Source organism: Nitrosomonas limosa (genome assembly GCF_054188085.1).
The window spans coordinates 2,789,960-2,811,691 of sequence record NZ_CM135180.1; the positions used below are offsets into that span (position 1 = coordinate 2,789,960).

Below are 21,732 nucleotides of genomic sequence, written 5' to 3' on the forward strand. Positions count from 1 at the left end.
TGGCAATAGGATAAATAAGCAATGGAATTAGAGCTTATTGGTAAAGAAACAAAAGAAAAGATAACTGTTTCGGATCAAATTTTTGATAGAAAATACAATGAAGCGCTTGTTCATCAAGTTGTCACATCGTATTTGTCTAATGCACGTACGGCAACGAGAGCACAAAAGGGTCGATCTGATATAGCAAAATCTACTAGAAAGCCATGGAGGCAAAAAGGTACTGGGCGTGCTAGATCTGGAATGGCATCAAGTCCGATTTGGCGAGGAGGTGGAAAAATTTTCCCGAACTCACCTGACGAGAATTATAAGAAAAAGCTTAATAGGAAAATGTATCGGGCAGGCATGAGCGTTATTTTCTCTCAATTGATAAGAGATAATAGGTTGGTTGTGGCAGAACAAATTAGCGTTCAGTCACCAAAAACTAAAGAATTCGTAGAGAAAATATCAAAGTTTGGTCTGAAAGAAGTTTTAGTGATATCTCATGAAATTGACAATAACTTATATTTATCCTCGCGAAATATTCCACATGTGTCTGTAGTGGAAGTGCAAAATGCCGATCCCGTTAGTTTGTTAAAATATAAAAAGATTCTGATTACAGCAAATGGAATAAAGAAAATTGAGGAACTTTTGGCATGAAAGAAAATAAAGTGAATCAAGAAAGATTATTGAAAATAATTTTTTCCCCGCATATTTCTGAAAAGGCAACATTTGTTGGTGAGAAAGATAATCAAACGATTTTTCGTGTGGCACTTGATGCTACAAAAAAAGAAATTAAAGAGGCTGTAGAGTTGTTATGGAGTGAACAAAAAATAAAAGTAGATAGTGTAAGAACAATTACGGTTAAAGGTAAGAAAAAAAGATTTGGACGGTTTCTTGGATGTAGAAGTAATTGGAAGAAAGCAATTGTAAGTATTAAAGACGGTCAAGAGATAAATTTTACCAATTTCACGAGTACAGAGGTTAAGTGATGGCGTTAATAAAATTAAAACCAACTTCGCCTGGGAAAAGATCAGTAGTTAAATTAGTAAATAAAGAGCTGTACAAAGGAAAGCCGTATAAGAATTTGATCGAGAAACAAACTAAAAATGCCGGGCGTAATCACCATGGGCATATAACAGTCCGGCATCATGGCGGAGGTCATAAACATCATTATCGCTTAATTGATTTTAAGCGTAACAAAGATAATATTCCTGCAATAGTCGAAAGAATTGAATATGATCCCAACAGAACTGCAAATGTAGCTTTGTTGTGTTATCAGGATGGTGAGAGAAGATATATAATTGCACCTAAAGGATTGAGTATTGGTGCAAAACTGCTTAGTGGAAATAATGCGCAGATTAAAATTGGTGATGCGATGCCATTACGACATATTCCAATGGGAACAATTATTCATTGTGTCGAATTGTTACCAGGTAAAGGTGCGCAACTGGCTAGATCCGCTGGAGCATCTGCACAGTTGCAAGCAAGAGAAGGGAGTTATGCTCAAATTAAATTGCGCTCTGGTGAAATGCGAAAAGTTCACATTGATTGCCGAGCTACAATTGGAGAGGTTGGCAACGTAGAACATAATTTAAGATCTATTGGAAAAGCTGGAGCCGTGAGGTGGCGTGGTAAAAGACCGACAGTTCGTGGTGTTGCAATGAATCCGATTGATCATCCGCACGGTGGCGGAGAAGGTAGAACATCAGCAGGTAGACATCCTGTTAGCCCATGGGGAGTACCAGCGAAAGGATATCGAACTCGAAATAATAAACGAACTGAATCCATGATAGTTAGACATCGATATACGAAGAGAGGATAGTGAATAAATGGCACGATCAGTTAAAAAAGGACCATTCGTAGATAATCATTTGTTAAAAAAAATTGAAGTTGCCCGCGATAAAAATGATAAAAGACCTATTAAAACATGGTCGAGGCGTTCTACAATAATACCTGATTTCATTGGATTCACAGTTGCTGTGCACAATGGCAAGCAACATATTCCCGTTTTTGTTACAGAGAATATGGTTGGTCACAAGTTTGGGGAATTTTCACTGACAAGAACTTTTAAAGGCCATGCTGGCGATAAAAAAGCAGTCACTAAACGTTAGGAAGGTATAATGGAAACATTGGCAGTATTAAGAGGGGCACGATTATCAGCACAAAAAGGAAGACTAGTTGCAGATCAAATAAGGGGATTACCGGTTGATAAAGCATTGCATATTTTGCAATTTAGCCCCAAAAAAGGAGCTGCGATAGTTCGTATGCTGTTAGAATCAGCCATCGCTAATGCTGAACACAATGATGGTGCAGACATTGATGAATTAAGAGTTATATCTATCTATGTTGATAGAGGAATGTTTATGAAACGTACCAGTGCAAGAGCTAAAGGGCGCGGGAATAGGATTCTGAAGCCAACGTGTCATATATCCCTGACGGTAGGCGATAAAATTAAAAATTAACATAGGGTTATAGTTAATGGGACAAAAAATACATCCGATTGGTTTTCGCCTTTCAGTTAACAAAAACTGGCAATCTCGATGGTATGCGAATAGCATAGATTTTGCAAAAATGCTCAATGAAGACATTAAAGTACGGCATTTTTTAAATGAAAAGCTAAAAAATGCTTCAGTAGGCAGAATTTTGATTGAAAGACCATCCAAAAACGCGAGAGTTACAATATTTAGTTCTAGACCAGGTGTGGTTATTGGAAAGAAGGGTGAAGATATAGAGGTATTACGAAGCGAACTTCAAAAAAGAGTGGGAGTTCCAGTGCACGTTAATATCGAGGAAATACGAAAGCCTGAAATTGATGCTCAATTGATAGCTGATAATATTGCACAGCAATTGGAAAAGAGAATAATGTTTAGACGCGCGATGAAGCGTGCCATGCAAAATGCAATGAGGCTTGGGGCACAAGGTATAAAGATAATGAGCTCGGGGAGACTGAATGGTATCGAGATTGCCCGGACTGAATGGTATCGCGAAGGCCGGGTGCCACTTCATACGATAAGGGCAGACTTAGATTATGGAACTGCTCAAGCACAAACAACATATGGAATCATTGGTATAAAAGTTTGGATCTTCAAAGGAGAAATTCTTGGAAATTCTGAACTTACGACACCATTGCACAACGCAACAAGTTTAGAAAACGAGAAAAGAAAGATATCTAAGAAATCAATTCTGACGTTATCAGATGTAGATTTAAAATCTACATCAAATAGTAATAAAACAACCTCTTCAGATGAATAGAAAGCAATAGTCAGCATTGTAGGAATTAACGGAGGAATTGATGCTTCAACCATCGAGAACAAAATATAGAAAGCAGCAAAAGGGTAGAAATACCGGAGTAGCAACAAGAGGAGCGAAAGTAAGTTTTGGGGAATATGGCTTAAAGGCATTGGGACGAGGACGATTAACAGCGAGGCAGATTGAAGCTGCAAGACGTGCTATGACGAGACATATTAAGAGAGGTGGTAGGATATGGATCAGAATTTTTCCAGATAAACCGATTTCTCAAAAGCCTGCAGAAGTAAGGATGGGAAATGGTAAAGGTAGTCCGGAATATTACGTAGCTGAGATACAACCGGGAAAAGTGCTATATGAAATGGATGGAGTGGATGAAGCGTTGGCGAGAGAAGCTTTTTTACTCGCAGCAGCAAAATTACCTATTAAAACAACGTTTATCGTTAGACAAATTGGTGGGTGAGCATGAAAACTAACGATTTAAAAAATAAAACACTTTACGAGTTAAACGAAGAATTGTTGGCCTTATTAAAAATACAATTTAGTTTGAGGATGCAACATGCGACTCAACAATTGTCAAATACCAATCAAATTAAGCTTAATAGAAAAGAAATAGCTAGAGTAAAGACTGTGATTTCACAAAAAAATAATCATGCATAGCGTAAATATAAAACGTAGTTTAAATGGCAAAATAGTTAGTAACAAGATGAATAAGACAGTTACTGTTCTGGTTGAGCGTCGATTAAAACACCCTCTTTATGAGAAATTCATAACACGTTCAAAAAAATATCTAGCGCATGATGAAAGTAACAATTTGAAAGTAGGTGACATAGTAATTATTGAAGAATGTCGTCCAATATCAAAAAATAAGAACTGGAAAGTTAGAGAATTGCTTGTCAGTAAGAAAAATAATGAAATTATTTAATCTTTATTTTTATAAAATTTGAGAATAGTAATACCTAATAGAGAACAGTCAATGATACAGATGCAATCAAAATTACGGGTGGCAGATAATACCGGAGCAAGATCTTTAATGTGCATTAAAGTGCTCGGGGGTTCAAAAAGACAATATGCTGGTATTGGAGATATAATAAAAGTCAGTATAAAAGATGCGGCACCTCGAGGGAGAGTTAAAAAAGGTGAAGTTTACAACGCAGTTGTTGTACGCACGACGAAGGGTGTAAGACGAATTGATGGTTCATTACTAAAATTTGACGATAATGCTGCTGTATTATTGAATAATAAATTAGAGCCAATTGGTACTCGTATTTTTGGACCTGTAACTCGAGAATTGCGCACAGCAAAATTCATGAAGATCGTTTCATTAGCTCCTGAAGTTTTATAAATTGGTGGTTGAAGATGCCTAAACTAAGAAAGGGTGACGAAGTTGTTGTTATTGCCGGTAAAGATAAAGGTAAAAGAGGTTTAGTTATACGAGTAATGAAAAATGATCATATAATTGTACAAGGCATTAATTCTGCAAAAAAACATCAAAAGCCAAATCCAGCAACTGGTGTTACAGGTGGAATAGTTGATCGGGAAATGCCGATACATATATCGAATGTGGCTATTTACAATTTTAAAACTAGTAAATTCGATAAAATTAAAATGAGTATAGATCCTCAAAAAGGGAAAGTAAGAGTTTTTGGGTCTACTGGTGAAATTATTTGATAATCTTGGAGTTGGTAAAGCATGGCTCGATTAAAAGAATATTATCAGACAACAGTTATAAAAAAGCTGATGAATGATTTTAATTATAAATCAATAATGGAAGTACCAAGAATATCTAAGATTACATTGAATATAGGTCTTGGCGAAGCTACAACCGATAAAAAGATAGTCGAAAATGCGCTAGCAGATTTAAAAAAAATAAGTGGTCAACAACCCGTAATTACTCGTGCGAAAAAATCGATAGCCACATTTAAAGTTAGAAAAGACTATCCTATAGGCTGCAAGGTTACATTACGGCATGTACGGATGTATGAGTTTCTGGATCGATTAATCGGTATTGCAATACCGAGAATAAGGGATTTCAGAGGTATCTCGGGAAAATCATTCGATGGAAGAGGAAATTATAATTTAGGTATAAAAGAACAAATAATATTCCCAGAAATAGATTATGATAAAATAGATTCATTACGTGGAATGAATATATCAATTACCACAACAGCGAAAAATGATTCAGAAGCGAAGGCATTATTAGAAGCTTTTCACTTTCCATTTAAAAATTGAGACAATTATGGCAAAGCTTTCATTGATAAATAGAAATCTTAAGAGAAAAAGAATAGTTGAGAAATACGCAAATAAGAGAGCGAAATTGATCGGCACAATCAATAATAATGCGTTATCAACTGAGGAAAGAAATGAAGCAAGATTTGCTTTACAGTTACTTCCAAAAAATTCTAGTCCAATAAGATTAAGAAATCGATGTGAATTAACTGGAAGGCCAAGAGGTGTTTACTCAAAATTTGGTTTGGGAAGAATTAAGCTAAGAGAAATCGCAATGAGTGGAAAAATTCCTGGCATCACAAAAGCAAGTTGGTAATCTCTGACTTATAAATTAAGGATAATAGTAGAAATGAGTTTAAGTGATCCTATTTCTGATATGTTAACTAGAATCAGAAATGCTCAGATGGCTAATAAAGTATTCGTGAGAATGCCTAGTTCTAAACTAAAAGTAGCAATTGCAAAAGTGCTTCTAGACGAGGGTTATATAAATAGTTATGAAGTAAATGAAGCTTCAAAAAAATGCGAATTGCTGATCAACCTTAAATACTATTGTGGTGCTTCAGTAATAGAAAAGATTGAACGTATAAGCAAGCCTGGGTTAAGAATTTACAAATCGCATGGGAATTTACCAGATATACAGAATGGACTTGGTATTGCGATAATAACCACCTCAAAAGGTGTAATGACTAATCAAAAAGCTAAAGCTGTTGGATTAGGTGGCGAGTTATTATGTTATGTAATCTAACTTTCTGAGTTAAAAATATTATGTCACGAGTTAGTAAAAATCCGATTCTGTTGCTAAAGGGAGTTGAGATCAACTTAATTGGAAAGCAACTTACAGTAAAAGGACCTTTGGGTACTGTTACTCAAGATATACCAAATGAAATTGATGTTGAAAATCAGAACAATACATTACATGTTAAGAGTAATATAGATACGCAACATGCTAATGCACTAGCTGGTACAATTCGAATGCTAATAGCTAATATGATTAAGGGCGTAACAATAGGGTTCGAAAAGAAGCTTCAATTAGTAGGGGTTGGATATAGAGCGCAAGTTAATCAAAATAAAATTAATCTAGCTCTTGGATTTTCACATCCTATAGATCACGAGATTCCAATAGGAATTAAAATCGAAACACCTACACAGACAGAAATTGTGATTAAGGGGATAGATAAGCAAAAAGTAGGGCAGATAGCGGCAGATATACGTGCCTATAGAAGTCCAGAACCATATAAAGGTAAAGGTATTCGATATAGCGATGAAGTTATAATATTAAAAGAAACCAAGAAAAAATAGTTAAAAAATATATGAAAAGTAATTACGAAAGACGACAGCTTAGAGCAAAGCAAACGAGGATACGAATTGTCAGCAACAATTCGATTCGACTTGCAGTTCATAGAACAAATTCACATATTTATGCTCAGATAATTGATGATAAAAAAAATATAGTTATCACACAAGCATCATCGTTAGAGAAAGATATAAAAAAAGAACTAGATAATGGCGGAAATATACCAGCAGCTATTTTAATAGGAAAAAAAATAGCGCAAAAAGCAATACAACACGGAATATCAAAGATTGCATTTGATAGATCAGGTTATCGATATCATGGACGTGTTAAAGCCTTGGCAGAAGCTGCACGCGAAGAAGGTTTAATTTTCTAAATAATCAAAATGTCAAAATTAAATAAACTAAATAGTAAAACAAACACAGAAGAAGAAACAGGAGACAATCTTCGTGAAAAAATGGTTGCGATTAATCGTGTTACTAAAGTAGTAAAGGGCGGTAGAATATTAGGGTTTGCAGCACTGACAGTAGTAGGTGATGGGGATGGCGGCGTAGGAATGGGAAAAGGGAAAGCAAGAGAAGTACCAGTAGCTGTTCAGAAAGCAATGGATGAGGCAAGGAAAAAATTAATTAAAGTTAAATTGAAAGGTGGAACAATATATCATCCAATTACAGCTTCTCATGGGGCTGCGAAAATTTATATGCAACCGGCTCCCGAGGGGACTGGAATTATCGCAGGAGGACCTATGCGTGCGATATTTGAAGTGATGGGAATGACCAATATTTTGGCAAAATGCATTGGTTCCACCAATCCTTATAATGTAGTTAGAGCTACTCTTAAAGGATTGAGTATGATGAGAACTCCAGCTGAGATTGCTGCGAAAAGAAATAAAAATTTAGAGGATATTATAGGTAAGAACTAATGACTAATAACTCTATCAAGATTACTTTAATTAAAAGTCCAATTAGTACAAAAAGAGCACATCGAGATACTATTAGGGGTTTAGGTTTAAAAAAAATAAATAGTGTTTCAATATTAGAAGATACTCCAGCTATTAGAGGAATGATTCGTAAAGTCTATTATTTGATTAAATGTGATTAACTGATATGTTTTTAAATACAATTAAAGCAGCTCATGGAGCAAAAAAAAAGCAAACACGAGTTGGACGAGGAATGGGAAGTGGACTTGGGAAAACTTGTGGTAGAGGACATAAAGGTCAGAAGTCACGTTCAGGCGGTTTTCATAAAGTTGGATTTGAAGGTGGACAGATGCCTATTCAGCGTCGATTACCAAAAAAGGGTTTTGTAAATTATAAAGCCAAATTAAAAACTTCTCTTAAGTTGCAGGAATTGGATTCTTTAGAAGGAAATGACAAGATAAATCTAGATTTGCTCAGAGAAAAAGGTCTAATATCTGAAAAGATTAGAAAAGTAAAAATATATAACGCTTCTGAGGCAAAGATTAAATTTAGTTTTGATAGTATCTCTGTTACTAAGACTATACAAAGTAAAATAAGTTAAAGAATGGGTGTCATGAGCAACACGAGGAGAAGAATTGTCAACTAATGGAATAATGCAAAAACCAATTGATAAGTTTGCTGATTTAAAAAGAAGATTACTTTTCTTATTTTTAGCCCTTATTGTTTATAGAATAGGGGCGCATGTACCAGTACCTGGTATAGATCCTGTAGTTTTAAAAGATCTTTTTAATTCTCAAGAAAATGGCGTATTGGGAATGTTTAATATGTTCTCAGGAGGAGCGCTATCACGCTTTTCAATCTTTGCCTTAGGAATTATGCCTTACATATCGGCCTCAATTATTATGCAATTGGGAACGGTTGCAGTGCCTTTTTTAGAGACTCTTAAAAAAGAAGGTGAAAGTGGACGGAGAAAGATAACGCAATACACCCGTTATGGAACACTTTTTTTAGCTTTAGTGCAAAGTTATGGCATTTCAATTGCACTGCAGTCTCAGAATGGTTTAGTGATTGTACCTGGCGGAATGTTTGTGCTAACAACAGTTGTTACTTTAGTAACAGGCACAATATTTCTAATGTGGCTTGGTGAACAGATTACCGAAAGAGGAATAGGAAACGGTATATCATTAATTATTTTTGCAGGAATAGCTGCTGGATTACCAAGCGCTATAGGTGGGACATTAGATTTAGTTAGCACTGGTTCAATGCATTTTCTTGTTGCATTAGGAATTTTTATTGCTGCAGCGATGGTAACCTGTGTAGTTGTTTTTATTGAAAAAGGACAGCGCAGAATCTTAGTTAATTATGCTAAGCGTCAAGTAGGAAAAAAAATATTCGGTGGCCAAAGTTCGCATTTACCACTTAAATTGAATATGGCTGGAGTTATTCCACCGATATTTGCATCAAGCATTATATTGTTTCCAGCTACCTTGGCGGGATGGTTTGCAAGTAATGACTCTATGATTTGGTTAAAAGATATTAGTGGTGCATTAGCGCCTGGGCAGCCAGTATATGTAATATTCTATGCTGTTATGATAGTTTTCTTTTGTTTTTTCTATACTGCATTAGTATTTAATCCTAAAGAAACATCGGATAATCTCAAGAAAAGTGGGGCCTTTATTCCAGGCATTAGACCTGGCGATCAAACGACACGATATATAGAAAATATAATGTTGAGATTAACGCTAACAGGCTCCCTTTACGTTACTCTTGTTTGTTTATTACCTGAATTTTTAATACTTAAATGGAATGTGCCCTTTTACTTTGGCGGTACATCATTACTGATAATTGTTATTGTAACAATGGATTTCATGTCCCAAGTACAGTCCCATGTAATGTCTTCTCAATATGATACTTTACTCAGGAAAGCAAATTTGAAAGGTAATAATAGAATCCCAATGCATTAAAGCTAAAGAATTTTTAATAAATTATAATTTATGGCAAAAGAAGAAACTATACAAATGCAAGGTGAAATTCTTGAGACTCTGCCAAATGCAACTTTCCGTGTAAAGTTAGAAAATGGACATATAGTATTAGGACATATTTCCGGTAAGATGAGGATGCATTATATAAGAATTTTACCTGGAGATAAGGTTACTGTTGATTTAACACCTTATGATTTAACCAGAGCACGAATTACCTTTCGTGCAAAATAAATTTATTCACCCTTCCAGAGAATACGATGAAAGTAAGCGCATCAGTAAAGAAGTTATGTAGAAAGTGTAAAGTCATAAGAAGAAAAAGAATAGTACGTGTTATATGTGAAGATCCACGACATAAGCAACGTCAAGGTTAATTTTTAGTACAGGACAAAGAAATGACAAGGATTGCAGGGGTTAACTTACCTAACCATCAACACGTTGGCATTGCATTAACTTCTATCTACGGAATTGGAAGGACCAGATCCTCAAATATTTGTAAATCTGTGGGAATAAGCAATGATAAGAAGCTTAAAGATTTATCAGATAAACAGATTGACGATTTACGTGAGCAGATTTCTAAATTTACGATTGAGGGTGATTTGCGACGAGAGATTTCTATGAATATCAAGCGTTTAATGGATCTAGGATGTTATCGAGGTCTAAGACATCGTAAAGGTTTGCCAGTTCGTGGTCAGAGGACACGAACTAATGCTAGAACTCGCAAAGGACCACGGAAAGCAATCAGAGCACGATGATTTAAATTTTATAAAGGATAACTAATCTGATGGCAAAAGTAGTATCTAAAGTAAGAAAAAGAATTAAAAAAAATGTGTCTGAAGGAATTGCACATATACATGCATCTTTCAATAATACAATAGTAACGATAACAGATCGTCAAGGAAATGCATTATCTTGGGCAACTTCTGGGGGAGCTGGATTTAAGGGGTCAAGAAAAAGCACTCCTTTTGCAGCACAGGTTGCAGCTGAAAATGCAAGTAAAATAGCTATAGAATGCGGAGTTAAAAATTTAGAAGTCAGAGTTAAAGGACCGGGACCAGGTCGTGACTCTGCGGTACGTGCACTAAATTCGGCTGGCTTCAAGATTACTAGCATTTCAGATGTTACGCCTGTTCCACATAATGGATGCCGCCCACCCAAAAAAAGAAGAATATAGGAGAAATATTTTGGCTAGAAACCTTGAACCAAAATGCAAGCAGTGTCGTCGTGAAGGTGAAAAACTATTTCTGAAAGGAGAAAAGTGCTTTACTGACAAGTGTGCGATTGAAAGAAGAAATTATCCTGCAGGCCAACACGGACAAAAAAAAGGGCGTTTATCTGATTATGGCGTACAGTTGAGAGAAAAGCAGAAAATTAAAAAAATATACGGAATACTGGAAAAACAGTTTCGAAATATTTATAAAAAAGCTGATAGCATGAAAGGAATAACAGGCGTTAATCTTATTCAAAATTTAGAAAGTAGATTAGATAATGTAGCTTATTTGATGGGTTTCGGGTCTTCGCGTTCTGAAGCTCGTCAAGTTGTTCGTCATAATTGTATACTGGTTAATGGAAAGAGAACTAATATACCAGCATATCAAGTAAAACCAGGTGATGTCATTGAGCTATCTCTGAATGCAAAAAATCAGTTAAGAATAAAAACATCAATTATAGCGGCTGAAAATCGCACATTTCCTAGTTGGCTAGATATAAATGTGAAAGAAATGCGAGGAATTTTCAAATCAATTCCAGATCGTTCTGATATAACTTCGACTATTAATGAATCATTAGTTGTTGAACTGTATTCGAAGTAATCTAATTTTAATTCGATTGCAAATTTAAAGGACTTTGTTATGCATGGTCATGATTTATTAACGCCTCGCATCGTTGATGTGCAAAATATTTCTCCTTTGCACGCTACAGTTGTGATGGAGCCTTTTGAACGTGGCTACGGTCATACTTTGGGTAATGCTTTACGACGCATATTGCTATCATCGATGAATGGTTTTGCTCCTACTGAAGTAAAAATTTCTGGTGTATTGCACGAATATTCTTCAATTGAGGGAGTTCAAGAAGATGTCGTTGACATTCTTTTAAATATTAAAGGTATTATACTTAAGCTGCATAATAATGATGACGCTATACTTACTTTAAAGAAAGTTGGAAAAGGAGTTGTTACTGCGAGTGATTTTGAAGTTGGCCACGATGTTGAAATAATCAATCCAGATCACATTATTGCCCATTTAACTTCAGATGGAAACCTTGAGATTGAACTAAGGGTTGAGAAAGGCCGAGGTTATGTACCTGCAACTCTAAGAAGATTAAAAAATCAAGATAATAATGTAGGAACAATTTTACTAGATGCATCTTTTAGCCCCGTAAAAAGAGTTAGCTATATTGTTGAAAGTGCACGAGTTGAGCAACGTACTGATTTAGATAAGCTTGTAATAGATTTAGAAACGAATGGTATTGTTGATCCTGAAGAAGCGATACGATATGCTGCACGAGTACTTGTCCAACAGCTATCTGTTTTTGCCGATCTTGAAAGTACTCCAATTCCTAAAGAACAACCCCAAACACCCCAAATTGATCCTATTTTATTAAGACCCGTTGATGATCTTGAGTTGACAGTCAGATCGGCAAATTGTCTTAAAGTTGAAAATATTTATTATATCGGTGATTTGATTCAACGAACTGAAGCTGAATTGTTAAGAACGCCCAATCTTGGAAGAAAGTCTCTTAATGAAATAAAAGAGGTGCTTGCTGCACGTGAGCTGACATTAGGAATGAAATTAGATAATTGGCCACCTCCCAATTTAGATAATTTAGTAAAGGATATTAATCATGCGTCATAGGTGTGCTTTAAGAAAATTAAATAGAAGCAGTAGTCACAGGTTATTAATGCTTCGAAACATGAGTAATTCATTAATAGAACACGAAGTAATTAAAACAACTTTACCTAAAGCCAAAGAATTACGTAAATTTATTGAACCAGTAATTACTTTGGGAAAGGAAAGTTCACTTTCTAATAAACGGTTAGCTTTTAATAAATTAAGAGATCGCGGAAATGTAGTTAAATTATTCGCGGAACTTGGCCCTAGATATAATGAACGGCCTGGAGGATATATAAGAATTCTTAAATATGGATTTAGAAAGAGTGATAATGCACCCATGGCACTGGTTGAACTGGTAGATCGGCCTAACTTGGAGTCACCAGATTCTAATCAAATTAAACCATAATTCGATTGGTGACATGTAGATTTAGTAGAATTCTTTATTAAATTTGTAAATTATTATTGCTTGCATAGAAGAAAAAATTATTTAATTCATAATAAGCTAAGTTATGATGAGATTCTTAAGGCAAGCTTATTTTCTAATCAAAATATCCAGTTAATTGTATTTGATGAGATTGATTCTACAAATAACTGGATATTAAGCAACCTCCCTCAATTAATATCTTCTAATAATAAGATATTGACCGCAGTAGTAGCAGAATACCAATCAAGTGGAAGAGGTAGACTAGGGCGAACATGGTTTTGTGAAACTGGAAATTGTTTGACATTTTCTGTGTTAAAGCGTTTTATAAAAGAACCATACCTTTTATCAGGACTTAGTTTGATCATTGGTCTTGCGATAATCCGAGCTCTTGAAAGTTTCACTATTGTTAATATCAAGCTCAAATGGCCGAATGATATCTTGTTTCAGAACAAGAAACTCGCTGGAATATTAACTGAAATCAGAACAAAGCCTGATGGCGCTACTTTTGCTGTAATTGGTATCGGTATCAATTTTTATCTTTCAGATTCATTAAAGCTGATAATCAACCAAGAAGCCACTGATCTCTTCCAAATAGCTGGATATCGCCTTGATCGAAATCAAGTGCTGGGTAAATTACTTACTGAGTTAAACAATATGCTGAATGATTTCGAGACTTATGGTTTTCTGTATTTTAAAAACGAATGGATCAAGAGTCACGCATATGAAGGTTGCGTAGTCACCTTAAAACTGCCAACTGGTGAAACCATTGATGGCTCTGTGGACGGAATCGATGATTCGGGTGCGCTTAGATTGATCACAAATCTAGGCATAAGAATATTCAATATTGGTGATATTTCCTTAAGATTGAAACGAGAGTCCTAAATATCAATGTCAATGATATTAGCTATTGATTCAGGGAATTCTTTTTTTAAATGGGGACTTAAAAGAGATGACTTATGGCTTACTAAAGGACAAGTTTCTAATAGCGAATTTTACCATTTACTTCACACCTTTAAAAAACTTCCTTCGCCTGTGCATATTATTATTTCTCATGTAGCAGCAAATTTATTGCGAGACGAACTGGAGGAAGCGATATTATCGATATGGGCTGTGAAACCGCATTGGATAAAAGCACGTGTTTTTCAGTGTGGGGTATTTAATTGCTATCGCAACCCAGAACAATTGGGCAGTGATCGTTGGGCAGCTCTTGTAGCAGCTTGGAATCTTAACCAACGGGCTTGTATTGTAGTTAATGTCGGTACTGCGGTTACTATTGATGTTCTTTCTGATTCTGGCGAATTTCTTGGCGGTGTTATCATTCCTGGTGCGTATTCGATGCGTGAAAGTTTACAATTAAGAACAAAAGTAAGATCTTTATTAACTGGTACCTTTCAAGACTTTCCTCAATCTACCGACGATGCAGTGCATACTGGTTTAGTGCATTGTATGTTGGGTGCGATTGAACGTTTCTATCATAGAGTCTCTGAGCAATTAAATGCCCCCGCTTTAAAGTGTTTTATAAGTGGTGGCGGTAGTACAGAACTGATTCCTTTTATTGGAATACCTTTTCAGCTCATCGATAATTTGGTTCTTGAAGGACTTATCATAATTGCTCACGATATCATACTTAGTCAAAATAAATTGAGTAATGACTGATTCCATGTCACGGTTTCATAAAGCATTCTTCGTTACTTCTGCTTATGAGGAGAAGGACTTGCCTCCATCCATGGGTATTGAAATTGCATTTGCTGGACGATCGAATGCTGGAAAATCTAGTGTCATTAATACTATAACAAATCAGAATCGCTTGGCTTTTGTGAGTAAAACACCAGGAAGAACTCAGCATATTAATTTCTTTCAAATCGGCGCAGGGAAATTTTTGGTCGATTTACCCGGATACGGTTATGCCAAAGTACCGATCTCCGTGATAAGCCATTGGCAGAAAGTCCTAGGAAACTATTTACAGACTCGTCAGTCGTTGAAAGGGCTGATATTGATAATGGATATCCGCCATCCTCTTAAAGCGTTGGATATAAAAATGTTGGATTGGTTTACCCCAACAGGAAAAGCCGTTCATATATTGTTGACAAAAGCTGATAAGTTGAGCAAGCAGCAGGCAAATAACACTTTACGGGATGTAAATCTGTTTCTTAGTACTACTTATTCAAATTGTAGCGTTCAATTATTCTCGAGCCACTCCACCATGGGAGTTGACACTGCATCTGCGGTAATAAGCAAGTGGTTGGATAATGAGTGGTAGTTGGTTGTTATAAAAAAACCCCGGTTAAAGGGGAGTAAAACCGGGGGAACCGCCTTAATATCACTTAAGGCCCTATCTCAGGGAGGAAAGACAGGGGGACAATCAAGATTGTCCGTCTTTAAGAGAGCAAAGTGATAGAATAAGTTCCCCGTATTTAGAATTATTCTTTTTAATATTATGTTTCCTAGCACCAAATTTCCACAAAGAAGAATGCGGCGGATGCGTCGCGACGTTTTTTCCCGGCGACTGATGCAAGAGTATCATTTTGGTGTAGAGGATTTGATTTATCCTGTTTTTGTTTTAGATGGAAAGAATCGCATCGAGGATGTGCGATCAATGCCGGGGGTAGTTAGACAAAGCATTGATTTACTTTTGAATCAAGCAGAAAATTGCTTGAAGCTGGGAATTCCAGCGGTGGCTATTTTTCCGGTTATTGATGCTGAGCTTAAAAATCTTTCAGCGAGTGAAGCATTTAATCCGGACGGATTGGTGCCACGAACCGTCAGGCAATTGAAAAAAAATTTTCCTGAACTCGGTGTCATTACTGATATTGCGTTGGATCCCTACACGAGTCATGGTCAAGACGGATTAATTGATCAGTGTGGGTATGTGCTTAATGATGAGACCGTAGAAGTTCTTTGCCGGCAGGCGTTAGTTCATGCGCAGGCAGGTGCCGATGTTGTGGCGCCATCAGACATGATGGATGGGCGTGTCGCTGCAATAAGAAATCGTCTGGATGGAGAGAATTATATTCTTACAAAAATCCTTGCATATTCAGCTAAATATGCTTCCAGTTTTTATGGGCCGTTTCGAGATGCCGTAGGATCCGCTGCAAATCTTGGATCAAGTAATAAATATACCTATCAGATGGATTCCGCAAATTCCGACGAAGCGCTCTGGGAAGTAGGGTTAGATTTGGAAGAGGGCGCAGACATGGTTATGATTAAACCAGGAATGCCTTATTTGGATATTGTACGGCGCGTGAAAGATCGGTATGGCGTACCAACATTCGTATACCAGGTCAGCGGCGAGTACGCTATGCTGAAAGCAGCCGCCATGAATGGATGGCTCAATGAAGAGGCCTGCGTTATGGAGGCGCTGCTTTCTTTCAAGAGAGCTGGCGCGGATGGAATTCTTACCTACTATGCGGTGGAAGCTGCGAATTGGTTAAAAAGGAATGCCTGATAATTTTTTAGAATAATTGATCTCTTAAATCTCGGGGTGTTGTTGGAGAAACCTGATCTTCAACGGGTGAAACATCAGTTATTGGCGGTAACTGTTCACTAAAGAAAAATTCAGAAATATCCCCTGACGAGTCCCTAAATCCCGAGCTGGAATTTATTCTTGCAGCTACGACAGCGTTAGGTGGTTTATATTCTGCAACTGGAATACCTTTCAGAACCGGTCCCATGTAATCCATCCAAATTGGCAGTGCCACACGCCCACCAGTTTCATTATTGCCTAATGACTTAGGTTCGTCGTAACCTGTCCACGCAATCGTGACCAAGTCTTTTTGAAATCCGCAAAACCATGCATCGACGAAATTACTGGTAGTGCCGGTTTTACCCGCTAAATCACTGCGTCCTAATTGCTTTGCTTTGACGGCCGTACCAAAATTAATAACATCTTGCATCATATTCGTCATGATAAAGGCGTTGCGTGGGTCTATGACACGCTTGGCTCCCGTGGCGACGGTAACAGGCTGGAATTGCTCAAGCACAGTCCCTTTTTCATCCTCGATCGTTTTTATGAAATAAGGAGCGATACGAAAACCACCGTTAGCAAATACAGCATATCCAACCGCCATTTGCATGGGAGTTACTGAACCTGATCCTAGAGCCATGGGTAAATAGGGTGGGTGGCGTGCTGCATCGAAACCGAATCTCGTAATGTAATCCTGCGCATAGTGAATGCCGATAGCCTGAAGAATTCGAATGGATATCAGATTTTTAGATTTGACTAATGCCGTGCGCATGCGCATGGGACCATCAAATTTTCCATCAAAATTCCTGGGTTCCCAAGCCTTGCTCCCTGTTTGGGTGGCACTGAAAGATAGTGGTGCATCATTAATAATTGTGGCAGGGGTAAATCCCTTCTCCAAAGCCGCGGAATAAATGAAAGGTTTAAAGCTGGAACCGGGTTGCCGCCAGGCTTGTGTAACATGATTAAATTGATTTTTCTGAAAATCAAAACCACCGATTAAAGCGCGGATGGCACCGTCGTTCGGATCTAGTGAAACCAGTGCCGCTTCGACTTCCGGAAGCTGTACGATATGCCACAGATTATTTTCTTTTTGAATACGGATCAGTGCTCCGGGAATAATATATTTTTTCCCGGGTTCCTTTCTATCGCCAAGAAATTTTTGTGCAAATTTAAGACCTTCTCCTGTTATTTCAACAACTTCTCCACCCTTTCGATAGGCTTGAACGACATTCGGCTTAACGGCTATTACGATAGCTGCATAAATATTATCGCTGTCATTGACTTCGTCCAGAGCATCATCCAGTGTTTTTTCCTGATTTGTGCCATTTTTAAGTAAATCGATAAAAGCCTCCGGACCACGATAGCCTCGGCGCCTGTCGTATTCAAGCACATTTTTTCGCAATGCCTGATAGGCGGCTTCCTGATCAAGCTTGCGAATGGTTGTATACACTTTAATGCCTTTATTATAGGCTTCTTCTTGATAGCGATCGTAAATCACTTGGCGAACCATTTCGGCAACGTAATCCGCCGGCATCGCAAAAATCGCAGTTTGCTTTTTAACAGAGATAGGTTTCTTTTCTAATTCACTTAGTTCTTGGCTGGTTATATGATTCAGTTTATGTAAGCGACCCAATACATACAACTGTCTGCTTTTGGCACGTTTTGGATTGCTGATCGGGTTATATCCCGACGGTGCCTTGGGCAGCCCTGCTAACATAGCCGCTTCGGCAATGTCGATTTCCTGCAACGACTTGCCAAAGTAGGTTTGTGCCGCCGCTGCAAAACCATAACTACGCTGCCCGAGATAAATTTGGTTAATATAAAGTTCCAGTATTTTATCTTTGGTAAGGTTGTGTTCGATTTTAAAAGCCAGTAAAGCCTCGCTGAATTTTCTTGTTAAAGTTTTTTCCCTGGTCAGGAAAAAGTTGCGCGCAACTTGCATCGTAATAGTGCTGGCGCCTTGACGAACAGCACCTGAAGTAAAGTTGGAATAAGCGGCTCGTAGCACTCCGAGATAGTCGACTCCACCATGCTCATAAAAGCGGTCGTCTTCCGCAGCTAAGATAGCCTGCTTAAGATGGATGGGAACTTCCGCAATACTCACGACATTTCTGCGTTCAGCGCCAAATTCACCAATCAATAAACCCTCATCGCTGTATATGCGCAACGGTATTTTAGGACGATAATCCGTCAGAGTCTCCAACGAAGGTAAATTCGAATAGATGACTAATGCGGCAAAACCGGCTAGCAAAATGCCGATAAATCCGGTAGCGGAAACCGTTACAAAAAGATAAAACAGCCAACGGGAGAGCATGAATTACGATTGATTAATGGTGGATAGGTGAGTGAAGAAGTTATAGGGGGTATATCTATCGCTTTTCTTTAAATAAAATTCCCAGAACTCTGGCAGAATCAAAATTTTGTTGTTTAGCATACTTATTTAGTATACTGAATAAATTCAATGAATTCTTGTAAAGAGTTCATATCAATTCAACAATATTATTAATATGATATCTCTAAAGTATCGCCGCAATTAGACCAATGTTCAAGGGAAATTTTGACATCAATTTTGATTTCTTAAAGATTAAGCCTCCGGCATTAATTGGTGTGGATATAAGTTCTTCTTCAGTGAAACTGGTCGAGTTGTCCAGAATTGGTAGCAGTCAAAACTATCGAATTGAAAGGTATGCGATAGAATCATTGCCAGCAGACGCGATGCTAGACGGTGAGATCGTCAATATGGATGCGGTCAGTGAGAGCTTGCAACGCGGCTGGAAACGCATGGGAACAAGGCAAAAAAATGTGGCGCTTGCACTTCCCGCAACAGACGTAATTACCAAAAAAATTATCGTCCCTGCAGGACAACGGGAAGATGATTTGGTGTTTCAGGTAGAAAACGAAGCCAGTCAATATATTCCTTTTCCATTGAATGAAGTGGATCTCGATTTTCAGGTAACGAAAGCGGTTCCCGATAATCCTGAGGAAGTCGAAGTTCTGATTGCAGCATCGCGAAAAGAGAAAGTCGAAGATCGCGTGGCGACAGCACAAGCTGCTGGACTTAAAACAGTTGTGGTAGACGTTGAACCCTATGCAGCTCAAGCAGCATTTGAATTGACGTTGAACCAATTACCCGGTGGTGGAAAAGATCAAGTGATCGCATTGGTCGATATTGGTGCAACCGTCATGAAAATAAATGTGTTGCTTAACGGCGAATCGTTATATACAAGGGATCAACCATTCGGCGGCAATCAACTAACCCAGGAAATTCATAATCAATTCAATCTCTCTCTAGAAGCATCCGAGGCGGCTAAACGTAGCGGCGGCTTACCTGAAAACTACAATGCGGAAGTACTGCAACCATTCTGCGAGACGCTGGCGATTGAAGTGATGCGTGCCATTCAGTTCTTTTTTACTTCAACGCAATATACCGAAGTCCATTATATTTTCTTAGCCGGGGGGAGCGCAGTAATTCCTGGGCTGGATGCAATCATTTCGACGCGTACTCAGGTAAGCACGTTAATAGTCAATCCTTTTTCAACAATGGAGTTATCCAGCCGGATCATTCCGCGCCAGCTCAATCTCGATGCCCCCTCTCTATTGGTTGCTTGCGGCTTAGCTTTACGCAGCTTTGATCCATCATGATTCGTATTAATTTATTACCCCATCGCGAGCTGAAACGTAAAGCCAGACAGCAACAAATTGCAGTTTTGGCGGGTTTGGTGGGCGTGTTCGGGATTATGATTGTCTGGGGGGTGTATTCAATGATCGCGGGCGAGGTCGAATATCAGAATGGCCGCAACCAATTTTTGAACGATCAAATCGCACTTTTGGATCAAGAAATTGCGGAAATAAGAAATATCAAAACGCAAACTCAAGAATTGCTGTCGCGTAAGCAAGTGGTTGAGACATTACAGAATAGCCGTTCCGAGGTGGTCCATTTATTGGATCAGCTGGCGAGATTATTACCGGATGGCGTGTATTTACAAAGTGTTCAGCAAAATGATCATGACATCACTCTGATGGGCTACGCGCAGTCGAATGCGCGAGTATCGGCATTGATGCGCAACCTGGAGTCTTCGCCGTGGCTTACATCGCCGCTGCTGATCGAGATTAAAGCAATGACTCAGGATAATGTGCGCCAAAACGAGTTCAACATGAAAATTCAACTTCGACGCACCACGATAGACGATATTCAAAAACCTTCTCAAAATACAACCGGGTAAGCAAAGATCATGGAAAACCTTCTGATGGAGCTACGTCAGCTTGATTTCAATCGGGCTGGAGATTGGCCGGTGGCGTTCAAAGTTGTGGCACTGATAATTTTATTGGCTGCGATCATCATTGCGGGCCATTTTTTTATTTGGCAAGACGAGTTTGAAACGCTTGAAAGGATTCAGGCAGAAGAAGAAACTTTGAAAAATACCTATCTGATTAAAAAGCGCAGCGCAGTAAATTTACCGGCGATGCGTGAACAATTGAAAGATATTGAGAAATCGCTGGGAACCTTATTGCGCCAGCTTCCGGATAAATCCGAAATGGAAGCGTTGCTGATTGATATTAATCAGGCCGGTTTGGGACGAGGGCTGCAATTTGAGTTATTTAAACCCGCAACACAGGAAACGATCAATGCATTTTATGCAGAGCTTCCGGTTGCGATTCGTGTAACCGGCGATTATCACGCGATAGGTGCTTTTGCCAGTGATATAGCCCATTTATCACGTATCGTGACGCTCAATGATATCAATGTAAAACCAGGAAATGATGGGAAATTGGTACTGGATGCTGTTGCAAAAACATATCGTTATTTGGACGAAGGGGAACTGGCAAAGAAAGCTGAAGGCAGATAAATTATGCTAAAAAAAACATTCCTGCTAGTATTGTTAGTGGTAATTCCATTTCTACTTACTGCGTGTCAGCAAAATGACTATAGTGATCTTGAAGTGTTTATCCATAGCTCGGGCGAGGGGTTGCATGGGCAAATTGATCCATTGCCCGAAGTTAAGTCCTATAAGCCGTTCACTTATATGGCATTTGATTCTCCCAATCCCTTCGCTCCCCGCCAAAATGATCAAGCGTTTGCAAGCATGAGTGATATCCAGCCTGATCTGAATCGTCGCAAGGAAGTATTGGAAGCTTATCCACTAGAAAGTCTGGCAATGGTGGGTTCATTGCAACAGCATGATTCGATTTTCGCGTTGATTAAATCCCCCGAAGGCATATTGCATCGTGTCAGGAAAGGGAATTATTTGGGGCAAAACTTTGGGAGGATTGATGAGATTTCTGAGTCGGAAGTAAAACTATCGGAAATGGTCCAAGAAGGTGTCAATGAATGGGTTGAAAGAACAAGTGTACTGATGCTAAAAAACTAGGA

At 38.1% G+C, this 21,732-nt stretch carries 36 protein-coding genes; 35 read left to right on the forward strand and 1 reads right to left on the reverse strand.

Features of this window, described 5'->3' with window-relative positions:
* Positions 1 to 21 precede the first annotated feature (21 nt).
* The 31 genes from rplD to hemB all read left to right on the forward strand — a co-directional run bounded on the left by rplD (position 22) and on the right by hemB (position 16,343).
* Positions 22 to 636 (forward strand): 50S ribosomal protein L4, encoded by a 615-nt coding sequence (gene rplD, locus ACV7NC_RS12915; protein ID WP_458152993.1) that lies wholly within the window; start codon positions 22 to 24, stop codon positions 634 to 636.
* Entirely contained in the window at positions 633 to 968 is a 336-nt protein-coding gene (rplW, locus tag ACV7NC_RS12920; protein WP_458152994.1) for a 50S ribosomal protein L23, read from the forward strand. Before rplD ends, rplW begins: the two co-directional genes overlap by 4 nt.
* A complete protein-coding gene (rplB, locus tag ACV7NC_RS12925) occupies positions 968 to 1,801 on the forward strand; it encodes a 50S ribosomal protein L2 (protein WP_458152996.1) in 834 nt (277 codons plus the stop codon). Before rplW ends, rplB begins: the two co-directional genes overlap by 1 nt.
* 7 nt (positions 1,802 to 1,808) lie before the next feature.
* Complete coding sequence (gene rpsS, locus ACV7NC_RS12930; RefSeq protein WP_458152997.1) at positions 1,809 to 2,090, forward strand: 30S ribosomal protein S19; 282 nt, start codon at positions 1,809 to 1,811, stop codon at positions 2,088 to 2,090.
* A gap of 9 nt (positions 2,091 to 2,099) precedes the next feature.
* Positions 2,100 to 2,441 (forward strand): 50S ribosomal protein L22, encoded by a 342-nt coding sequence (gene rplV / locus ACV7NC_RS12935; protein WP_458152998.1) that lies wholly within the window; start codon positions 2,100 to 2,102, stop codon positions 2,439 to 2,441.
* A gap of 16 nt (positions 2,442 to 2,457) precedes the next feature.
* Complete coding sequence (rpsC, locus tag ACV7NC_RS12940; RefSeq protein ID WP_458152999.1) at positions 2,458 to 3,231, forward strand: 30S ribosomal protein S3; 774 nt, start codon at positions 2,458 to 2,460, stop codon at positions 3,229 to 3,231.
* A gap of 40 nt (positions 3,232 to 3,271) precedes the next feature.
* Positions 3,272 to 3,688 carry a 50S ribosomal protein L16 gene (gene rplP / locus ACV7NC_RS12945; RefSeq protein WP_458153000.1) on the forward strand — a complete coding sequence of 139 codons (417 nt, stop codon included), beginning with the start codon at positions 3,272 to 3,274 and terminating at the stop codon, positions 3,686 to 3,688.
* A 2-nt stretch (positions 3,689 to 3,690) separates the two neighbouring features.
* Positions 3,691 to 3,885, forward strand: coding sequence for a 50S ribosomal protein L29 (gene rpmC, locus ACV7NC_RS12950; RefSeq protein WP_458153001.1), 195 nt, complete (start codon positions 3,691 to 3,693; stop codon positions 3,883 to 3,885).
* Complete coding sequence (gene rpsQ, locus ACV7NC_RS12955; RefSeq protein WP_458153002.1) at positions 3,878 to 4,150, forward strand: 30S ribosomal protein S17; 273 nt, start codon at positions 3,878 to 3,880, stop codon at positions 4,148 to 4,150. The genes rpmC and rpsQ overlap by 8 nt, the downstream gene beginning before the upstream one ends.
* A 51-nt stretch (positions 4,151 to 4,201) precedes the next feature.
* Positions 4,202 to 4,570: a 50S ribosomal protein L14 gene (gene rplN / locus ACV7NC_RS12960; RefSeq protein WP_458153003.1), complete on the forward strand. Its 369-nt coding sequence runs from the start codon at positions 4,202 to 4,204 to the stop codon at positions 4,568 to 4,570.
* A gap of 14 nt (positions 4,571 to 4,584) precedes the next feature.
* Positions 4,585 to 4,896 carry a 50S ribosomal protein L24 gene (rplX, locus tag ACV7NC_RS12965; protein ID WP_458153004.1) on the forward strand — a complete coding sequence of 104 codons (312 nt, stop codon included), beginning with the start codon at positions 4,585 to 4,587 and terminating at the stop codon, positions 4,894 to 4,896.
* 21 nt (positions 4,897 to 4,917) lie between these two features.
* Positions 4,918 to 5,457, forward strand: a complete 540-nt coding sequence (gene rplE, locus ACV7NC_RS12970) for a 50S ribosomal protein L5 (protein WP_458153005.1) — start codon at positions 4,918 to 4,920, stop codon at positions 5,455 to 5,457.
* Between the two features lie 7 nt (positions 5,458 to 5,464).
* A complete protein-coding gene (gene rpsN / locus ACV7NC_RS12975) occupies positions 5,465 to 5,770 on the forward strand; it encodes a 30S ribosomal protein S14 (protein WP_458153006.1) in 306 nt (101 codons plus the stop codon).
* Positions 5,771 to 5,803: 33 nt separating this feature from the next.
* Positions 5,804 to 6,199, forward strand: coding sequence for a 30S ribosomal protein S8 (rpsH, locus tag ACV7NC_RS12980; protein ID WP_458153008.1), 396 nt, complete (start codon positions 5,804 to 5,806; stop codon positions 6,197 to 6,199).
* Positions 6,200 to 6,219: 20 nt separating this feature from the next.
* Positions 6,220 to 6,753, forward strand: coding sequence for a 50S ribosomal protein L6 (gene rplF, locus ACV7NC_RS12985; RefSeq protein WP_458153009.1), 534 nt, complete (start codon positions 6,220 to 6,222; stop codon positions 6,751 to 6,753).
* An 11-nt stretch (positions 6,754 to 6,764) separates the two neighbouring features.
* The gene (rplR, locus tag ACV7NC_RS12990) at positions 6,765 to 7,121 is read left to right on the forward strand and encodes a 50S ribosomal protein L18 (RefSeq protein ID WP_458153010.1); all 357 of its coding nucleotides are present in this window, start codon (positions 6,765 to 6,767) and stop codon (positions 7,119 to 7,121) included.
* A 9-nt stretch (positions 7,122 to 7,130) separates the two neighbouring features.
* Complete coding sequence (gene rpsE, locus ACV7NC_RS12995; RefSeq protein WP_458153011.1) at positions 7,131 to 7,667, forward strand: 30S ribosomal protein S5; 537 nt, start codon at positions 7,131 to 7,133, stop codon at positions 7,665 to 7,667.
* Positions 7,667 to 7,846 (forward strand): 50S ribosomal protein L30, encoded by a 180-nt coding sequence (gene rpmD, locus ACV7NC_RS13000; RefSeq protein WP_458153012.1) that lies wholly within the window; start codon positions 7,667 to 7,669, stop codon positions 7,844 to 7,846. The genes rpsE and rpmD overlap by 1 nt, the downstream gene beginning before the upstream one ends.
* A gap of 5 nt (positions 7,847 to 7,851) precedes the next feature.
* Positions 7,852 to 8,265, forward strand: a complete 414-nt coding sequence (rplO, locus tag ACV7NC_RS13005; RefSeq protein ID WP_458153013.1) for a 50S ribosomal protein L15 — start codon at positions 7,852 to 7,854, stop codon at positions 8,263 to 8,265.
* A gap of 52 nt (positions 8,266 to 8,317) precedes the next feature.
* Positions 8,318 to 9,628: a preprotein translocase subunit SecY gene (gene secY / locus ACV7NC_RS13010; RefSeq protein ID WP_458154941.1), complete on the forward strand. Its 1,311-nt coding sequence runs from the start codon at positions 8,318 to 8,320 to the stop codon at positions 9,626 to 9,628.
* 30 nt (positions 9,629 to 9,658) lie between these two features.
* Complete coding sequence (infA, locus tag ACV7NC_RS13015; protein ID WP_013647126.1) at positions 9,659 to 9,877, forward strand: translation initiation factor IF-1; 219 nt, start codon at positions 9,659 to 9,661, stop codon at positions 9,875 to 9,877.
* 26 nt (positions 9,878 to 9,903) lie between these two features.
* Positions 9,904 to 10,017: a 50S ribosomal protein L36 gene (gene rpmJ / locus ACV7NC_RS13020; protein WP_458153014.1), complete on the forward strand. Its 114-nt coding sequence runs from the start codon at positions 9,904 to 9,906 to the stop codon at positions 10,015 to 10,017.
* Between the two features lie 21 nt (positions 10,018 to 10,038).
* Positions 10,039 to 10,398, forward strand: coding sequence for a 30S ribosomal protein S13 (gene rpsM, locus ACV7NC_RS13025; RefSeq protein ID WP_458153015.1), 360 nt, complete (start codon positions 10,039 to 10,041; stop codon positions 10,396 to 10,398).
* Positions 10,399 to 10,427: 29 nt separating this feature from the next.
* Entirely contained in the window at positions 10,428 to 10,817 is a 390-nt protein-coding gene (gene rpsK / locus ACV7NC_RS13030) for a 30S ribosomal protein S11 (protein ID WP_458153016.1), read from the forward strand.
* Positions 10,818 to 10,827: 10 nt separating this feature from the next.
* Positions 10,828 to 11,454 (forward strand): 30S ribosomal protein S4, encoded by a 627-nt coding sequence (gene rpsD, locus ACV7NC_RS13035; protein WP_458154943.1) that lies wholly within the window; start codon positions 10,828 to 10,830, stop codon positions 11,452 to 11,454.
* A gap of 39 nt (positions 11,455 to 11,493) precedes the next feature.
* Positions 11,494 to 12,495: a DNA-directed RNA polymerase subunit alpha gene (locus ACV7NC_RS13040; RefSeq protein ID WP_458153017.1), complete on the forward strand. Its 1,002-nt coding sequence runs from the start codon at positions 11,494 to 11,496 to the stop codon at positions 12,493 to 12,495.
* Complete coding sequence (gene rplQ / locus ACV7NC_RS13045; protein WP_458153018.1) at positions 12,485 to 12,880, forward strand: 50S ribosomal protein L17; 396 nt, start codon at positions 12,485 to 12,487, stop codon at positions 12,878 to 12,880. Before ACV7NC_RS13040 ends, rplQ begins: the two co-directional genes overlap by 11 nt.
* Positions 12,881 to 12,940: 60 nt before the next feature.
* Positions 12,941 to 13,780, forward strand: coding sequence for a biotin--[acetyl-CoA-carboxylase] ligase (locus tag ACV7NC_RS13050; RefSeq protein ID WP_458153019.1), 840 nt, complete (start codon positions 12,941 to 12,943; stop codon positions 13,778 to 13,780).
* A gap of 6 nt (positions 13,781 to 13,786) precedes the next feature.
* Positions 13,787 to 14,554: a type III pantothenate kinase gene (locus ACV7NC_RS13055; protein WP_458153021.1), complete on the forward strand. Its 768-nt coding sequence runs from the start codon at positions 13,787 to 13,789 to the stop codon at positions 14,552 to 14,554.
* 4 nt (positions 14,555 to 14,558) lie between these two features.
* On the forward strand, positions 14,559 to 15,158 hold the full coding sequence (gene yihA / locus ACV7NC_RS13060; RefSeq protein ID WP_458154944.1) for a ribosome biogenesis GTP-binding protein YihA/YsxC: 600 nt from the start codon (positions 14,559 to 14,561) through the stop codon (positions 15,156 to 15,158).
* 177 nt (positions 15,159 to 15,335) lie between these two features.
* Positions 15,336 to 16,343, forward strand: a complete 1,008-nt coding sequence (hemB, locus tag ACV7NC_RS13065) for a porphobilinogen synthase (RefSeq protein ID WP_458153022.1) — start codon at positions 15,336 to 15,338, stop codon at positions 16,341 to 16,343.
* A 7-nt stretch (positions 16,344 to 16,350) separates the two neighbouring features.
* Here the strand turns inward: hemB and ACV7NC_RS13070 are convergent, their stop codons facing one another.
* Positions 16,351 to 18,675, reverse strand: coding sequence for a penicillin-binding protein 1A (locus ACV7NC_RS13070; protein WP_458153023.1), 2,325 nt, complete (start codon positions 18,673 to 18,675; stop codon positions 16,351 to 16,353).
* 227 nt (positions 18,676 to 18,902) lie between these two features.
* On the opposite strand from ACV7NC_RS13070, the gene ACV7NC_RS13075 reads away from it, so the two are divergent.
* The 4 genes from ACV7NC_RS13075 to ACV7NC_RS13090 are packed head-to-tail and all read left to right on the forward strand — an operon-like array spanning position 18,903 to position 21,730.
* Positions 18,903 to 20,003, forward strand: a complete 1,101-nt coding sequence (locus ACV7NC_RS13075) for a pilus assembly protein PilM (RefSeq protein WP_458153024.1) — start codon at positions 18,903 to 18,905, stop codon at positions 20,001 to 20,003.
* On the forward strand, positions 20,000 to 20,584 hold the full coding sequence (locus ACV7NC_RS13080) for a PilN domain-containing protein (protein ID WP_458153025.1): 585 nt from the start codon (positions 20,000 to 20,002) through the stop codon (positions 20,582 to 20,584). The genes ACV7NC_RS13075 and ACV7NC_RS13080 overlap by 4 nt, the downstream gene beginning before the upstream one ends.
* Before the next feature lie 9 nt (positions 20,585 to 20,593).
* Positions 20,594 to 21,208 carry a type 4a pilus biogenesis protein PilO gene (locus ACV7NC_RS13085; RefSeq protein ID WP_458153026.1) on the forward strand — a complete coding sequence of 205 codons (615 nt, stop codon included), beginning with the start codon at positions 20,594 to 20,596 and terminating at the stop codon, positions 21,206 to 21,208.
* Between the two features lie 3 nt (positions 21,209 to 21,211).
* Positions 21,212 to 21,730 carry a pilus assembly protein PilP gene (locus ACV7NC_RS13090; protein ID WP_458153027.1) on the forward strand — a complete coding sequence of 173 codons (519 nt, stop codon included), beginning with the start codon at positions 21,212 to 21,214 and terminating at the stop codon, positions 21,728 to 21,730.
* The last annotated feature ends 2 nt before the right edge of the window (positions 21,731 to 21,732 follow it).

What these genes read in the sequence shown, in the direction of transcription:
- hemB (WP_458153022.1), top strand. Translation starts at nt 15,336, where the DNA reads ATGTTTCCTAGCACCAAATTTCCACAAAGAAGAATGCGGCGGATGCGT.
- rpmD (WP_458153012.1), top strand. Translation starts at nt 7,667, where the DNA reads ATGACTAATAACTCTATCAAGATTACTTTAATTAAAAGTCCAATTAGT.
- rplD (WP_458152993.1), top strand. Translation starts at nt 22, where the DNA reads ATGGAATTAGAGCTTATTGGTAAAGAAACAAAAGAAAAGATAACTGTT.
- infA (WP_013647126.1), top strand. Translation starts at nt 9,659, where the DNA reads ATGGCAAAAGAAGAAACTATACAAATGCAAGGTGAAATTCTTGAGACT.
- rplF (WP_458153009.1), top strand. Translation starts at nt 6,220, where the DNA reads ATGTCACGAGTTAGTAAAAATCCGATTCTGTTGCTAAAGGGAGTTGAG.
- rplE (WP_458153005.1), top strand. Translation starts at nt 4,918, where the DNA reads ATGGCTCGATTAAAAGAATATTATCAGACAACAGTTATAAAAAAGCTG.
- rpsC (WP_458152999.1), top strand. Translation starts at nt 2,458, where the DNA reads ATGGGACAAAAAATACATCCGATTGGTTTTCGCCTTTCAGTTAACAAA.
- rpsS (WP_458152997.1), top strand. Translation starts at nt 1,809, where the DNA reads ATGGCACGATCAGTTAAAAAAGGACCATTCGTAGATAATCATTTGTTA.
- rplR (WP_458153010.1), top strand. Translation starts at nt 6,765, where the DNA reads ATGAAAAGTAATTACGAAAGACGACAGCTTAGAGCAAAGCAAACGAGG.
- rplP (WP_458153000.1), top strand. Translation starts at nt 3,272, where the DNA reads ATGCTTCAACCATCGAGAACAAAATATAGAAAGCAGCAAAAGGGTAGA.
- rpmJ (WP_458153014.1), top strand. Translation starts at nt 9,904, where the DNA reads ATGAAAGTAAGCGCATCAGTAAAGAAGTTATGTAGAAAGTGTAAAGTC.
- rpsE (WP_458153011.1), top strand. Translation starts at nt 7,131, where the DNA reads ATGTCAAAATTAAATAAACTAAATAGTAAAACAAACACAGAAGAAGAA.
- ACV7NC_RS13040 (WP_458153017.1), top strand. Translation starts at nt 11,494, where the DNA reads ATGCATGGTCATGATTTATTAACGCCTCGCATCGTTGATGTGCAAAAT.
- rplV (WP_458152998.1), top strand. Translation starts at nt 2,100, where the DNA reads ATGGAAACATTGGCAGTATTAAGAGGGGCACGATTATCAGCACAAAAA.
- ACV7NC_RS13085 (WP_458153026.1), top strand. Translation starts at nt 20,594, where the DNA reads ATGGAAAACCTTCTGATGGAGCTACGTCAGCTTGATTTCAATCGGGCT.
- rpsK (WP_458153016.1), top strand. Translation starts at nt 10,428, where the DNA reads ATGGCAAAAGTAGTATCTAAAGTAAGAAAAAGAATTAAAAAAAATGTG.
- ACV7NC_RS13055 (WP_458153021.1), top strand. Translation starts at nt 13,787, where the DNA reads ATGTCAATGATATTAGCTATTGATTCAGGGAATTCTTTTTTTAAATGG.
- rpsQ (WP_458153002.1), top strand. Translation starts at nt 3,878, where the DNA reads ATGCATAGCGTAAATATAAAACGTAGTTTAAATGGCAAAATAGTTAGT.
- secY (WP_458154941.1), top strand. Translation starts at nt 8,318, where the DNA reads ATGCAAAAACCAATTGATAAGTTTGCTGATTTAAAAAGAAGATTACTT.
- rpsN (WP_458153006.1), top strand. Translation starts at nt 5,465, where the DNA reads ATGGCAAAGCTTTCATTGATAAATAGAAATCTTAAGAGAAAAAGAATA.
- rplB (WP_458152996.1), top strand. Translation starts at nt 968, where the DNA reads ATGGCGTTAATAAAATTAAAACCAACTTCGCCTGGGAAAAGATCAGTA.
- ACV7NC_RS13090 (WP_458153027.1), top strand. Translation starts at nt 21,212, where the DNA reads ATGCTAAAAAAAACATTCCTGCTAGTATTGTTAGTGGTAATTCCATTT.
- ACV7NC_RS13075 (WP_458153024.1), top strand. Translation starts at nt 18,903, where the DNA reads ATGTTCAAGGGAAATTTTGACATCAATTTTGATTTCTTAAAGATTAAG.
- rplX (WP_458153004.1), top strand. Translation starts at nt 4,585, where the DNA reads ATGCCTAAACTAAGAAAGGGTGACGAAGTTGTTGTTATTGCCGGTAAA.
- rplQ (WP_458153018.1), top strand. Translation starts at nt 12,485, where the DNA reads ATGCGTCATAGGTGTGCTTTAAGAAAATTAAATAGAAGCAGTAGTCAC.
- rplN (WP_458153003.1), top strand. Translation starts at nt 4,202, where the DNA reads ATGATACAGATGCAATCAAAATTACGGGTGGCAGATAATACCGGAGCA.
- yihA (WP_458154944.1), top strand. Translation starts at nt 14,559, where the DNA reads ATGTCACGGTTTCATAAAGCATTCTTCGTTACTTCTGCTTATGAGGAG.
- rplW (WP_458152994.1), top strand. Translation starts at nt 633, where the DNA reads ATGAAAGAAAATAAAGTGAATCAAGAAAGATTATTGAAAATAATTTTT.
- rpsH (WP_458153008.1), top strand. Translation starts at nt 5,804, where the DNA reads ATGAGTTTAAGTGATCCTATTTCTGATATGTTAACTAGAATCAGAAAT.
- ACV7NC_RS13070 (WP_458153023.1), bottom strand. Translation starts at nt 18,675, where the DNA reads ATGCTCTCCCGTTGGCTGTTTTATCTTTTTGTAACGGTTTCCGCTACC.
- rpsM (WP_458153015.1), top strand. Translation starts at nt 10,039, where the DNA reads ATGACAAGGATTGCAGGGGTTAACTTACCTAACCATCAACACGTTGGC.
- rpmC (WP_458153001.1), top strand. Translation starts at nt 3,691, where the DNA reads ATGAAAACTAACGATTTAAAAAATAAAACACTTTACGAGTTAAACGAA.
- ACV7NC_RS13080 (WP_458153025.1), top strand. Translation starts at nt 20,000, where the DNA reads ATGATTCGTATTAATTTATTACCCCATCGCGAGCTGAAACGTAAAGCC.
- rplO (WP_458153013.1), top strand. Translation starts at nt 7,852, where the DNA reads ATGTTTTTAAATACAATTAAAGCAGCTCATGGAGCAAAAAAAAAGCAA.